Raw genomic sequence first — 14,235 nt, 5'->3', positions numbered from 1 at the left:
ATCAGCCATCCTTCAATGGTAAAATGAGGTTATAAATAAAGATAATCATTCTCAATTAACATAGGTAAGGGTGATCGTGATGTTCGGTTCATTTAAGGTGGGCGAGAAAGGTAAAATCGTAAATATATCAAAAGTTGGTCGAATGGTACAGCGACGGTTACTGGACCTAGGAATAACAGAAGGGTCAGAAGTTTGCGTCAAATGTGTGATGCCTTTTGGAGGACCTGTGATGATTGAATCATGTGGACAGTGTGTTGGACTTCGTCGTAATGAAGCGCGCTTAATAGAAGTGGAGAGATTTTAATGGAAATTGCCCTTATTGGAAACCCGAATACAGGAAAAACTTCATTGTTTAATAACCTAACAGGGTCCTATGAGTATGTTGGCAACTGGAGCGGAGTAACTGTTGAAAAGAAAGTTGGAGTTTTTAAGAATAATATAGGAAGATTAATTGATTTACCTGGGGTTTATTCACTCAATCCATTATCAAAGGATGAAGGGATTGTTACTTCTTTTTTCTTAGAGGGGCCAGTTGATAGACTGCTCAATATACTGGATGCTTCTCAAATAGAACGCAATTTACACTTAACCTTACAGCTCCTTGAGTATGAGAAACCAGCATTAATCGGTTTAAACATGATCGATGTCGCGAATAATCGAGGTGTTCAAATTGATGCGGAAAAACTATCCGGGATTTTAGGAGTACCAGTCGTTCCCGTGGTAGCAAGGAGCGGTAAAGGCTGCGATCGCTTAATTGAGGTCATTTCAACAAGTTCGAATCATTCAAAGGTAAAAAAACATGTTTACTATGGAAAAACAATCGAAGACGCTATAACCAAATTAAGTATTGAATTAATAGGGAAAACAGAACATTCACCTAGGTGGCTTGCCATTCAACTGTTTGAGGGAAATGAATACGTAAAAAATTATCTTTCTAACCTTATCAAACCAAGTCAATTAGAATCACTAATCTCTCATTTAGAGTCTGAAGTCATCCAAGAAAATAACCATGTGAAATCGCTGACAAACTATATATATGTGAAAAGGAAAGAAGTAATAGAAATAATCCTGGCGGCTTCTGTTCAAAAGGTGCGTACAGTTGAACCAATGTCAGAAAAGATTGATTCAATCGTAACGAATCGTTATTTAGGAATGCCGATTTTCTTAATATGTATGTATTTAATGTTTATGCTGACCTTTGATTGGCTGGGGACGCCACTTTCTGACGTTCTGGATGGAATACTAACTGGCCCAGTAACAACAGGTATTGTAACATTTCTTAGCACGATCAACGCTTCAGACTTTATACATGCATTAATAATTGAAGGACTAATAGCGGGTGTCGGCGGCGTACTAGTTTTTGTTCCTCAGATTTTTATTCTTTTCTTTTTTATTTCACTTTTAGAGGATTCTGGTTATATGGCTAGGGTTGCCTTAGTAATGGATCGGATTATGGAGTCTGTTGGGCTAAATGGAAAGGCATTTATTCCCATGATGATCGGATTTGGTTGTAATGTACCTGGTATTATGGCTGCAAGAACGATCGAAACACCACGTGAGAGACTAATGACCATATTACTTACACCATTAATGTCATGCTCTGCACGTTTACCGGTTTATGCATTATTTGTTGGAGCATTTTTTGTCGGCCATAAAGCCCTTGTTGTATTAAGTCTATATGTTCTTGGAATCGTGATTGCATTAATTCTAGCGAAAATATTCACGAAAACATTATTAAAATCAGAAACATCGCTTTTCGTAATTGAACTGCCACCGTATCGACTGCCTCAATTTCAATCATTATGGAGAAGTACCTGGGATAAGGGAAAGGGTTTTGTAAGAAAAGCAGGAACATTTATTTTTGCTGGCTCTGTATTTATTTGGTTGTTATCGTATGCTGGACCCAGTGGATTAAAAGTGAATATGGACGATAGCTTTTTAGCTGCGATAGGGAATTTGTTTGCACCACTGTTAGAGCCAATTGGATTTGGAACATGGCAGGCAGCAGCATCATTAATTACAGGATTTTTAGCAAAAGAAGCAATTATTTCAACTATGAATATTATTTACTTTGTGCCTGAAAATGCGAGCCTGCAAGGGTTACTAAGTAATTACTACACACCGCTTGCTGCCTATAGCTTTATGGTTTTTATATTAGTATATATTCCGTGTTTAGCAACCGCTGCAACGATTTATAAAGAAACAGGTTCAAGAAAATGGACTGCCTTTTCAATGCTTTACGCCTTATTTATTGCCTATATTTTATGTTTGGTCATTTATCAGGGCGGGATACTGTTTGGATTAGTCTAAGATTAGGAAGGTGATCTTATGGCAGTGAATTTCATCATTGGTGCTGCAATTTTTGGTTACGCCACGTGGGCTTTAGTGAAATTTATCAATAAATCGAAAAAAGGGAAATGTGCGGCATGTGATCTTGAAAAGTCCTGTTCGGGTCAAAGCCAGTGTGGAATTCCACCAAAATAAAAACCTTGAAAACTGCTATCCTTAAGACGTTAGCAGTTTTTTTCTTTTCAATATGATAGAAGTTGTGTAAAATTACACTAATAGGTATTGAAGGAAGGGTTTTTATTGAATAGAGAAGAAATCATTAGGCTCGTTTCAGATAAATTGCGATTAATTCGTACAGAAGCAGGGTATACCCAGGATAAAATGGCAGAAATCATTGGTGTATCAAAGAAAACCTTGGTTCAGATTGAAAAAGGGAGAGTTCTAGCGGGCTGGTCTACTGTTGTCACAATTTGTGCTTTATTTAGAGAAACGGAAAGTGTTCAGTTTTTATTTGGGAATGAACCACTTGAAGTTTTGGAGACAGTTGCGCGGGAAGGAATAGACTATCGGAGAATGAAAACATTTGGAGGACGAATTTGGTGGCGTGAAGTCTCTAGAAAAAACGGACTTATCCTTCAGCAAAATATTCTAAGCAAGCATTTTCGAATTTTGGATGATAAACATTATCGGATCTATAGTAGTTTTGATGAAAAACAATCGAAAATACGTTTTAAGGAATTAACAAAAAATGAATAAGGTATAAAACAAGCAATCGACTCATAACTCGATTGTTTTTTTCTTTTTATATCCAATAAATGGTTAATTTTTCCCTTTTTAGGGAAAAAGAAAATGATGTCCTTCATCTCGTATTTTTCCATTTTAGGAGGCAGTTATGAAAAAGGTAGTGAATAATTGGAAGCGATGGCATATGAACCAAGTGATGGTTCTTTCGTTTTCTCTTTTAGTTTTGGGCTTTCTCGGCATTTTATATGCTTATTCGATGGATGCGGATATTTCTTCACTGAAGAACGAACTTCCTCAAGCCACGGTATTTTATGATTTGAATGGAGAGGTTGCAAGTAAAGTATCAGCCAATAAAAATGAAGGTATTTCCATTAGTCAGGTTCCCGACTCAATGAAAAATGCAGTCATTGCCATAGAGGATCACCGATTTTATGAACATCACGGTGTTGATTATATCGGTATAACAAGGGCACTTATTCGGGATATAAAAGCTCGTGGAATGGTAGAGGGCGGAAGTACCATTACACAGCAATTAACAAAAAACACATTGCTCACCTCTCAGAAAACCTTAAAGAGAAAAGTAGATGAAGTATTTTTAGCCATGAAAATTGAGAAACAATACAGCAAACAAGAAATCCTTCAAATGTATTTAAACCAGATTTATTTTGGTGATGGTGCTTGGGGAATTAAGCATGCAGCCCGAAATTATTTTGCTAAGGAGGTCAAGGACTTATCAATAAGCGAATCTGCTTTGCTTGCAGGTATAATAAAAGCGCCTTCTGCATTAAATCCATATCATCACATGGAAAAAGCCGCACAAAGAAGAAATCTAGTTTTATTACAAATGAAGAATCAAGGTTTTATTACGACTCCACAATATGAGCAAGCCATAAATGAAAAAGTAATCTTAAATAATAAAGGCGGCGATCCGTTTCGCGGGAAGTATCCTCACTATGTCGATCAAGTATTTGAAGAAGCGATTAAGGAATACCATCTATCACAGGATGAATTACTAACAGGCGGTTTTCAAATTTATACCGAACTTGATCCTTCTATGCAGAATGCCTTGGAACATACCTATCAAAAAGAGAGTGTATTTCCGAAGGGGAACGACCAAATTGTCCAAAGCGGAAGCATATTAGTTGATCCCAAAACAGGTGGCATTCGAGCAATTGTTGGTGGACGAGGGGAGCATACCTTTAGAGGTTATAACCGTGCGACGGGATTAAAGGCACAGCCTGGTTCCACGATTAAACCGCTTGCTGTCTATACACCTGCACTCGAAAATGGATGGAAAATAACAGATATGTTAAAGGATGAACCAATGAGCTTTGGCGAATATGAACCTCGTAATTACAATCATGAGTATGCTGGGGAAGTGCCAATGTATGAAGCAGTGAAGGATTCAAAAAATGTGTCAGCAGTTTGGTTATTAAACGAAATTGGGATTGAAAAAGGAATAGATTCAACCAAGCGATTTGGTATACCACTAGAAAAGGGAGATCGTAATCTATCACTAGCACTTGGTGGATTAGAAGAAGGAGTATCTCCATTGATAATGGCTGAGGCTTATTCTGTCTTCCCGAATAATGGCGTTCGGATTAAAGCACATGTAATAAAAAAAATAGTGGATGCAGAGGGAAATACAGTTGCCCAGTGGAAGGAAAAAAAGGAAAGAGTCACATCAAAAAATGTGACAGATCAGATCAACACGATGCTTCTTGGCGTTGTTGAACATGGTTCCGGAAAAACAGCTCGAATACCAGGAAGAGAAATTGCTGGAAAAACAGGCTCAACACAAGTGCCAATTGAAGGAGTTAAAGGTGTAAAAGATCAATGGTTTGTAGGCTACACACCACAACTAGTTGGTGTGGTGTGGGTAGGGTACGATAAAACTGATGAAAAACATTACTTGAAAACAACAAGCAGTGCGGGAGCAGCGATAGTGTTTCGCGAAGTTATGAAAGAAGTATTAAAGGATACTCCAGCAACGAGCTTTGATGTCCCGCATATTGACACGTTAATTGATAAAAAGCAGAAGGAGGAGGAGGACAAAAAAGGTAAAAGTATGGAAGAACATTTTAATGACGGGGCAAAAAAATGGGAGGAAAAATGGCGAAGACAAAAAGAAAAGTGGGAAAAGCGTTGGAAAAGAATCGGTCCTAAGTTGAATTATTAAGAGGAAGGCGCGAAGAAATTCGCGCCTTTTGTGATACAATTTAAATACTTCATGAACGAATTGTATACATACACGTCTAATACATAAATGACAAAAAGAGGGTAGATGGGGGAAAGAGAGGAAACGCGTGATGGATCCGTTAATAAAAAGTGCCAAAGAAGGGGATCATCTTGCATTTGCCATGTTGTTTAAAGAAAATTATCCATTCCTTGTAAAATATTTAATGAAAATTACAATGAATCCAGATATTGCAGAGGAACTAGCACAAGAAACAATGGCAAAATGTATACAAAAAATTCATCTTTATAATGGTCAAAGTAAATTTTCCACTTGGCTGATTTCCATTGCTACTAATGCCTATATAGACCAATGTAGAAAGCAAAAGAGAGAAATCCAATGGAAAGGACAAGAAGAAGTTTATCGTAAGTTAAAATGGCATTTTGAAAGCCGGAATGAGGAATGGAACGATGCCTTGGAGGCATTAGGTAAATTACCCGTAGATGTTCGGGTGCCCATTGTACTTAAGCATTATTATGGATACTCCTATGATGAGATTGGGGCTTGGATGAAAATATCCTCTGGAACGGTGAAATCAAGAGTACATAATGGAATTTTGGCAGTAAGAAGGGAGCTGAAACTAGGTGAAGAAACAGAAGGTCGTCATACTCGAAAACGAACAACAAAATAAACATGACTTGGATGCTATTCACAAGCTGCAAGAAGGATTAAGCAAGGTTGATCAATTCCCTGTCTATACTCCGGACCTACAATGGTTTGAAAAAATAGTCCTTACGGAGAAGGAAAATAGCAGAAAAAAGTTAATGAAGGAACTATCCTTGTTTATTATGATTGCATTATTGATATTAAGTGGAATCATCGTTTCTTTTTATCAAATGCCGGTTGTTTTTATCCTCATTCAAATCATTACACCGGTTTTTATTGCATTCTATACAGTTACTGGGTTTCGTAAGAAGGTGAAAATCAATGAGTAATGAATTATCACCCACTGTAATAATTATGGTTGCAGCTATCCTTTTACTGCAAAGCATCTTTTTATTTTTAGATGCTCGGAAACGTAATCATAACTATTGGTTATGGGGAATCGTCGGTCTTATTCAAGCTCCAATGCCAACACTATTTTATTTACTATTTATTCGTAAAATCTTTCGCAAGAAGACTGAATAAATTATAGATGAAAATTCTGAAAAATAGGAATTGACATATAAATAAACTGGTGATAATCTAACAAAGGATGTAAAAAAAGGAAATGGAGGGTTACAAAATGATTGTTTTACACAGAACTATATCAGCAACTGAATATTTGAATGTAACCTGTTCCACTATTTCCCTTTTTTAGAGAGTCTATTTTATTAATGGATAATGACAACACAGGTTGCGTTCTTTTTCGTACGTAACGTGTGTTTTTTTGTCTCTTTTTTTAGTTTTGAGGCATACTGCACTCTTTTGCGGTATGCCTTTTTTGTTTTTTTTACAAGGGGGGTAATGGTATGTTTTCGGTGTTAAAGAAATTAAGTTGGTTTTTTAAAGAATATTGGAAACGATATGTTATTGCAATTTCCTTATTAATTCTAGTTGGGATTCTAGATGTAGTTCCACCTAAATTAATAGGGATGGCAATTGATGATATTCATCTTGGCGAAATGAATAATGGAAAAATATTTAAATATGTAGGCTATCTTTTCCTAATCATAGTTTCTTCATATGGAATCACTTATGTGTGGATGTATAAATTGTTTGGTGGTGCTTTTCTAGTTGAAAGAAAGCTTAGATCCAGATTTATGAAACATTTGTTAAGGATGTCTCCAACATTTTATGAGAAGAATCGTACTGGAGATTTAATGGCAAGGGCAACAAATGATTTAAAGGCAATCTCGATCACCGCAGGCTTTGGGATATTAACTTTAGTTGATTCTAGTGTTTGGATGCTTACACTAATTATTACAATGGGACTGTTAATTAGCTGGAAGCTAACCATTGCAGCCATACTCCCACTGCCAATTATGGCTTATATCATGCAAATATATGGAAATAGGATTCATAAACGCTTCATGGACGCACAGGATTCATTCGGGGAATTAAATGATCGAGTACTAGAATCAGTTGCTGGTGTAAGGGTTATTCGTGCATATGTCCAAGAAGAGGAAGATGGCAGACGATTTCATCAATTAACAGAAGATGTCTATGATAAAAATATTAAGGTGGCAAGGATTGACTCGTTATTTGATCCAACAGTAAAAATACTGGTTGGTATAAGCTATATGATTGGCCTTGGATATGGTGCTTATTTAGTCTTTAATCAGGCGATAACCTTAGGTGACCTAGTTGCCTTTAATGTCTATTTAGGAATGTTAATATGGCCGATGTTTGCAATAGGCGAGTTAATAAATATTATGCAAAGGGGAAATGCTTCCCTGGACAGAGTAAATGAAACACTGGCTTTCCAAGAGACAGTAGAGCAGCCTTCACAGCCTATTAAGGTCGAAAGTGCTGACAGAATTGATTTTAAACAGGTGGGCTTTCGCTATCCGTCTTCAAAAGACGATAATTTAATCGATATTTCCTTTCAATTGCTTCAAGGTCAGACACTGGGTATCGTCGGAAAAACAGGGAGTGGCAAAACTACTCTTATCAAACAGTTGTTACGACAATATCCTCTAGGTTTAGGAGAACTGTCCATCTCGGAAGTTCCACTCAAAGAGCAGACTGTAAATCAGATCCGCAAGTGGATTGGCTATGTTCCACAAGACCATGTTCTTTTTTCAAAGAGTGTCAAAGAGAATATCTTATTTGGGAATAAGGAAGCAAGTGACGAGGAGTTGGATACGGCTATTGATTTAGCTGCTTTCCGGAAAGACTTAGAAATGCTCCCTGAAGGTTTGGAAACACTAGTCGGTGAAAAGGGTGTAGCCCTTTCTGGCGGTCAGAAGCAAAGAATTTCAATAGCCCGGGCACTCATAAAAAATCCTGATATTCTTATTCTTGATGACTCCTTATCAGCGGTGGATGCTAAAACAGAAAAAAGAATTATTGACAATATCCGTGATATACGCAAACACAAAACAACGATTATCACCACCCACCGAATGTCAGCCGTTGGGCACGCAGACCATATCCTTGTTCTGGATGAAGGCAGAGTGATTGAAGAAGGTACACATGAACAATTACTTTCAATCGAGGGCTGGTATAAAGAACAATATTTACGCCAACAAGTAGAAAATAATTTGGAGGAGGGGTGACAACATGAGCACAGGCCGGCGGTTAACGAAATATGCCTTAAATTATAAAAAAATTATACTTGCAGCACTAGTTATGCTGACCATTTCCGTTGTTACCGATTTGGCTGGTCCATTCATCGCAAAAAATATTATCGATACTCACATATTAGGGATTGAATCGGTTTGGAATGAAACTAGTAATGAAAAAAACACTGCAGAATATAAAGGGAAATTTTATAAAAAAGAAAAAAACTTTTCCGACGGTGAGGAAAAGGGCAATGAAATAAGAATTCTGCAGGTAGCTGCAAAGTTTGTCATCGTCGAAGGGGACCTTGAATTCGATGGTAAAAGAACTTTTAATGAAGGTGTTTTAACGGTTCAAAAGGATAGCCAAAAGGCGGAATATGACGCACAAGTCCTTACGACGAAAGAGTTAATGGCGTTTTATCAGCTGGAGATTCCAGGGATTATTACCCTGCTAGTAATTTATCTATGCTTATTAGTAGTTTCCGCGATTTTTCAATATGGCCAGCGGTTTTTACTGCAGAAGTCAGCCAATCGTATTATTCAAAAAATGCGGGAAGATGTATACGGACAAATCCAACGACTTCCGATACAATACTTTGACAATCTTCCAGCTGGAAAAGTGGTAGCAAGGATTACCAATGACACGGAAGCAATCCGCGAGCTATATGTAACAGTATTAGCGCAATTTTTTACGAGTGCCATTTATATCACAGGAATCTATGCAGCGCTGTTTATTTTAGACGTGAAGCTGGCAGCAATCTGTTTAGTATTATTACCGATTCTGTATGCATGGATGAAATTTTACCGCTTTTTCGCTTCAAAATACAATCATGTTATTCGTTCTCGAATTAGTGATATTAATGCGACAATCAATGAATCAATTGGCGGAATGAGTATCATTCAAGCATTTCGTAGGGAAAAGGATACAGAAAAGGAGTTTGAAAATCTTAATACCGAACATTTTACCTATCAAAATAAGCTGTTAAGCCTGAATGCTTTAACTTCTCATAATTTAGTCGGTGTCCTTAGAAATCTCGTTTTTGTTGCTTTCATTTGGTATTTTGGGGGTCAATCGTTAAATCCTGCTTCCGTCATTTCTCTTGGTGTGCTTTATGCTTTCGTTGATTACATTAATCGTCTTTTTCAGCCAGTACAAGGGATTGTCAATCAATTAGCTAATTTGGAAACAGCCCTAGTTGCTGGTGAAAGAGTATTTCAACTAATGGATGAACCAGGTGAAAATGTAAGCCCAGAACGAATAGACCGCTTTAAAGGCAATGTTGAATTTGATCATGTTTCTTTTGGGTACAAAGAGGGTGAATATGTCTTAAAAGATATTCATTTTGAAGCTAAGCAGGGGCAGACTGTTGCCCTTGTCGGACATACGGGCTCAGGTAAAAGCTCCATAATGAATTTGCTTTTCCGTTTCTATGATTGTCAAAAAGGAAAGATTTTAATTGACGGTAAGGACATTACAAGTATTCCCCGCCAAACGATACGAAATCATATGGGAATTGTCTTGCAGGATCCATATTTATTCACGGGTACCATTGCCTCCAATGTGAGCCTAAATGATCCATCGATAACAAGAGAAATGGTCGAAAAGGCCTTAAGGGATGTTGGGGCAGAAAAGGTGTTTAAGAACTTAGAAAATGGCTATGATGAACCTGTTATTGAAAAAGGCAGTACGCTTTCTAGCGGACAACGTCAGTTAATTTCCTTTGCTAGAGCACTAGCTTTTAACCCAGCTATCTTAATTTTAGATGAAGCAACATCAAGTATAGATACCGAAACGGAAGCAATCATTCAAGAAGCCATGGATGTCTTGAAAAAAGGAAGAACTACGTTTATTATTGCGCACAGGTTATCTACGATTCGTAATGCTGACCTAATTCTTGTTCTAGACCGCGGAAAGATTGTCGAGCGAGGCACACACGAGGAATTGATGTTAGCAAACGGAAAATATTATCAAATGTATGAACTTCAAAAAGGGAATGCCATCCTAGCAGGTTGATTGTTCACAAAAAATTCGATTTTATATTGATAACCTGTTACTTTTATCACAGGTAAAATCCCCTTATTATGATATTTTAAATGTGTTTAAGCTCTACATAATAAAGGGGTGGAATTAAATGGAAGATTATTCAATCGTAAATGTAATTGGTAGTTTCTTAATTCTTTCGTATTATATAGGTTATATAATCGTTAAACACTAGGTGCAGACATAATGTCTGCATTTTTTTTTGCTGAAAATGAATAAGAATAAGGATATAGTTGCAAAAAGAAAGTAGAGAGGTGGGATAGCTATGGAAAAGTTTAGATTGGAAAAAGATACACTCGGTGAGGTTCAGGTCCCAATTGATAAATATTGGGGAGCACAAACACAACGCAGCAGGGAAAACTTTAAAATTGGCAAGGAAAAAATGCCCTTAGATGTTGTGTATGCTTTAACTATTGTAAAAAAAGCAGCAGCGACAGTTAACCATCAATTAGGTAAAATAGACGAGACTAAGATGATCGTTATTAATACCATTTGTGATCAAATCCTTAATGGAGCATATGACCAGCATTTTCCGCTTGCTGTTTGGCAGACAGGTAGTGGCACACAGACCAATATGAATGTGAATGAGGTCATTGCCAATCGAGCAAATGAATTATTAAGGAATCAGGGAAGTTCAGAAAAAGTTCACCCAAATGATGATGTGAATATGTCACAAAGCTCTAACGATACCTTTCCTACGGCCATGCATATTGCTGCATACATAAAAATGACTGAGGAATTAATTCCAGCTATTAATGAGTTAAAGAACACCCTGTTAAAGAAGGAAAAGGACTTTATTAAGATAGTCAAAATCGGCAGAACCCATTTACAGGACGCAACCCCTTTGACACTAGGTCAAGAAATTAGCGGGTGGAGGGCAATGCTTGAAAAGTCAGAAAAAATGGTCATAGATTCAAGCAACTATATACTTGACCTGGCAATTGGCGGCACCGCTGTTGGAACCGGAATAAACGCCCATCCTCAATTTGGAGATAAAATGGCAGAGCAGATTGCATTATTTACTGGTTATCCATTTAAAGCTTCCTCAAACAAATTTCATGCATTAACAAGTCATGATGAAATCGTATTTTTACATGGTGCTCTAAAAGCGTTAGCAGCAGATTTAATGAAAATTGCGAATGATGTCAGATGGCTTGCCAGTGGACCACGAAGTGGTATCGGTGAGTTAATGATCCCTGCTAATGAACCTGGTAGTTCTATCATGCCAGGAAAGGTAAATCCAACACAAAGTGAAGCATTAACGATGGTCGCATGCCAAATCTTTGGGAATGATGCCACAATTGGATTTGCAGCGAGCCAGGGGAATTTTGAATTAAACGTTTATAAACCGGTGATTATTTATAATTTAATTCAATCGATTGCACTTCTAACGGATAGCATGCGTTCTTTTAATGAAAATTGTGCTATAGGAATAGAGGCAAACATCGAAGTCATTAATAAGCATGTGGAACGTTCTTTAATGCTGGTAACAGCACTAAATCCCTATATCGGTTATGAAAAAGCGGCGGAAATAGCCAAACTTGCTTTTAAAGAAAATAGTACATTAAAAGAAGCCGCCGTTAAAACAGGCTATGTGACGTCGGAGCAATTTGATAAGTGGATGAAGCCCGAAAACATGGTATAGAACTAAATTTAAGTAAAATGAAAGCCCCCTCCGATAATGGAAGGGGCTTAAGCCATATTATTTATTTGTTACTGTGTTTTCTTAAAGATTAGCGTTGGAATCCGCCAAGTTGTTGTTCTGCCATTGCAACAAGACGCTTAGTGATTTCTCCTCCAACAGATCCGTTGGCACGTGAAGTTGTGTCTGCACCAAGATTTACACCAAATTCTGTTGCAATTTCATACTTCATTTGATCAAGTGCTTGTTGAACGCCTGGTACTAAAAGTTGATTAGAGTTGTTGTTACTAGCCATAGTTGAATAACACTCCTCTTAATAATTTTGGGGTCAGTATGGAATTGAACCATTCTGGTTATGATAACCATTGCCACCATGGCCTAACCCATTTTAAAAAGTTATTAGATATTGGAGTTGCTTCATGTTAATAGAGTGTGGCTGGGTTAGCCGGACTTGCACCGGCTTTTGACCCTTAGTTGTGAAGGAAATTTCCTGATCACTTGGTAACCCATCGATGTAAGGTTGTTGCTTGCTTTGTAATATTTATTATGATTAAAAATGGACAACTTATTCAATTATTTTTACTGGTAATTGATTCCTCTACATAGTGCTGAAATAGTAACGCAAACTAACTCTATACAATAACTTAAAGGGTGAATAGAAATGTCAATATGCCCAATATGCAACGGTTTACGTGAAGTAAATCTAGTATGTACCCATTGCGGGGAACAAATGATGGATAGCGGACGGTTAATGGATTACTATGATGATTACAGTCCGTACATGGAAATTGATTTAATGAAGATGGAAGATGGGTTTCCGGACAGTAATTCAGGGGGACAATGCCCGCATCTTTATCAATGTCCATCCTGCCAAAAAGATCAAGTAATCTTTATAAAAGAATAGAAATACATATGTAAAAAAGGTCCCGCTAAAAACGGGACCTTTTTGTGCTTAATTTATTCGTTAGCCACGCGAATACGAGACTCAGTTTCAATGTCAAAGAAATGACCTTTGTTTAAATCAAATGCTAGGTCTAATGTATCACCAGGGTGAATGTCAGCTCTTGAGTCCAGGCGGGCTACAAAGTCCTGACCATCAATACTAGAGTAAACCATTAATTCAGCACCAGTTAACTCGGCAACATCTACATTCGTTGTAATTTTTGTACCAGCAGATGCTTCGATAAATACAGGCTCATCATGGATATCTTCAGGACGAACACCAAGGATAATTTCTTTTCCAACATAACCTTGCTCACGAAGAACTTTCATTTTACCTTCAGGAACAGCGATAGAAGTTTTGCCAGCTACAAACTTGCCATCTTCAAGTTTACCGTTGAAGAAGTTCATTGCAGGAGAACCGATAAATCCGCCAACAAATACGTTTTCAGGCTTTTCATATACTTCTTTTGGAGTTCCCACTTGTTGAATTAGACCATCCTTCATAACAACAAGTCTTGAAGCCATAGTCATCGCTTCTGTTTGGTCATGCGTTACATAAATAGTAGTTGTGTTTAAACGACGGTGTAGTTTTGCAATTTCAGCACGCATTGCTACACGAAGTTTTGCATCAAGGTTTGAAAGTGGCTCGTCCATTAAGAATACCTTTGCGTCACGGACAATCGCACGGCCTAATGCTACACGCTGACGTTGACCACCAGATAAGGCTTTTGGCTTTCTCTTTAGGTAAGCTTCTAACCCAAGAATTTTTGCTGCTTCGTTTACACGACGATCAATTTCATCCTTTGGAAACTTACGAAGTTTTAATCCAAAAGCCATATTATCATAAACTGTCATATGTGGATAAAGGGCATAGTTTTGGAATACCATCGCGATATCACGGTCTTTAGGAGCTACATCGTTAACTCTTTTTCCGTCAATATAAAAGTCACCTTTTGAAATTTCTTCAAGACCAGCAACCATACGTAAAGTTGTTGATTTACCACAGCCAGAAGGACCAACGAATACAATAAACTCCTTATCTTGAATATGTAGATTGAAGTCTGTAACCGCTGTTACCTTATTATCGTAAATTTTGTAAATATGATCTAATTTTAATTCTGCCATTTTGAAAACC

14 protein-coding genes are annotated in these 14,235 nt (G+C 37.4%); 12 read left to right on the top strand and 2 right to left on the bottom strand.

Annotated elements, in window-relative coordinates; genetic code table 11:
• Nucleotides 1-79: 79 nt before the first annotated feature.
• The 11 genes from QUG14_RS12115 to fumC all read left to right on the top strand — a co-directional run bounded on the left by QUG14_RS12115 (nt 80) and on the right by fumC (nt 12,161).
• Nucleotides 80-304: a FeoA family protein gene (locus QUG14_RS12115; RefSeq protein WP_289340796.1), complete on the top strand. Its 225-nt coding sequence runs from the start codon at nt 80-82 to the stop codon at nt 302-304.
• Nucleotides 304-2,310, top strand: a complete 2,007-nt coding sequence (gene feoB / locus QUG14_RS12110; protein WP_289340794.1) for a ferrous iron transport protein B — start codon at nt 304-306, stop codon at nt 2,308-2,310. Before QUG14_RS12115 ends, feoB begins: the two co-directional genes overlap by 1 nt.
• A gap of 18 nt (nt 2,311-2,328) precedes the next feature.
• The gene (locus QUG14_RS12105) at nt 2,329-2,484 is read left to right on the top strand and encodes a FeoB-associated Cys-rich membrane protein (protein WP_289340793.1); all 156 of its coding nucleotides are present in this window, start codon (nt 2,329-2,331) and stop codon (nt 2,482-2,484) included.
• Between the two features lie 105 nt (nt 2,485-2,589).
• Entirely contained in the window at nt 2,590-3,045 is a 456-nt protein-coding gene (locus QUG14_RS12100) for a helix-turn-helix transcriptional regulator (protein ID WP_289340792.1), read from the top strand.
• A 136-nt stretch (nt 3,046-3,181) separates the two neighbouring features.
• Complete coding sequence (locus tag QUG14_RS12095) at nt 3,182-5,212, top strand: transglycosylase domain-containing protein (protein WP_289340791.1); 2,031 nt, start codon at nt 3,182-3,184, stop codon at nt 5,210-5,212.
• 130 nt (nt 5,213-5,342) lie between these two features.
• The gene (gene sigY / locus QUG14_RS12090; protein ID WP_289340790.1) at nt 5,343-5,900 is read left to right on the top strand and encodes an RNA polymerase sigma factor SigY; all 558 of its coding nucleotides are present in this window, start codon (nt 5,343-5,345) and stop codon (nt 5,898-5,900) included.
• Complete coding sequence (locus QUG14_RS12085) at nt 5,854-6,204, top strand: YxlC family protein (RefSeq protein WP_289340789.1); 351 nt, start codon at nt 5,854-5,856, stop codon at nt 6,202-6,204. The genes sigY and QUG14_RS12085 overlap by 47 nt, the downstream gene beginning before the upstream one ends.
• Complete coding sequence (locus QUG14_RS12080; RefSeq protein WP_289340788.1) at nt 6,197-6,397, top strand: sigma-Y antisigma factor component; 201 nt, start codon at nt 6,197-6,199, stop codon at nt 6,395-6,397. Before QUG14_RS12085 ends, QUG14_RS12080 begins: the two co-directional genes overlap by 8 nt.
• Nucleotides 6,398-6,720: 323 nt before the next feature.
• Nucleotides 6,721-8,469: an ABC transporter ATP-binding protein gene (locus QUG14_RS12075; protein ID WP_289340787.1), complete on the top strand. Its 1,749-nt coding sequence runs from the start codon at nt 6,721-6,723 to the stop codon at nt 8,467-8,469.
• 4 nt (nt 8,470-8,473) lie between these two features.
• Nucleotides 8,474-10,489: an ABC transporter ATP-binding protein gene (locus QUG14_RS12070; RefSeq protein WP_289340786.1), complete on the top strand. Its 2,016-nt coding sequence runs from the start codon at nt 8,474-8,476 to the stop codon at nt 10,487-10,489.
• 292 nt (nt 10,490-10,781) lie between these two features.
• Nucleotides 10,782-12,161, top strand: a complete 1,380-nt coding sequence (gene fumC, locus QUG14_RS12065) for a class II fumarate hydratase (protein ID WP_289340785.1) — start codon at nt 10,782-10,784, stop codon at nt 12,159-12,161.
• Nucleotides 12,162-12,249: 88 nt separating this feature from the next.
• Here the strand turns inward: fumC and QUG14_RS12060 are convergent, their stop codons facing one another.
• Nucleotides 12,250-12,453, bottom strand: a complete 204-nt coding sequence (locus QUG14_RS12060) for an alpha/beta-type small acid-soluble spore protein (protein ID WP_289340784.1) — start codon at nt 12,451-12,453, stop codon at nt 12,250-12,252.
• 366 nt (nt 12,454-12,819) lie between these two features.
• On the opposite strand from QUG14_RS12060, the gene QUG14_RS12055 reads away from it, so the two are divergent.
• Nucleotides 12,820-13,062: a hypothetical protein gene (locus QUG14_RS12055; protein ID WP_289340783.1), complete on the top strand. Its 243-nt coding sequence runs from the start codon at nt 12,820-12,822 to the stop codon at nt 13,060-13,062.
• Between the two features lie 53 nt (nt 13,063-13,115).
• Here the strand turns inward: QUG14_RS12055 and QUG14_RS12050 are convergent, their stop codons facing one another.
• Complete coding sequence (locus tag QUG14_RS12050; protein ID WP_289340782.1) at nt 13,116-14,225, bottom strand: ABC transporter ATP-binding protein; 1,110 nt, start codon at nt 14,223-14,225, stop codon at nt 13,116-13,118.
• Between the last annotated feature and the right edge of the window lie 10 nt (nt 14,226-14,235).

This window comes from Neobacillus sp. CF12 (assembly GCF_030348765.1).
GTDB lineage: Bacteria > Bacillota > Bacilli > Bacillales > Cytobacillaceae > Neobacillus.
This window is presented reverse-complemented; position numbering and strand designations above follow the sequence as displayed.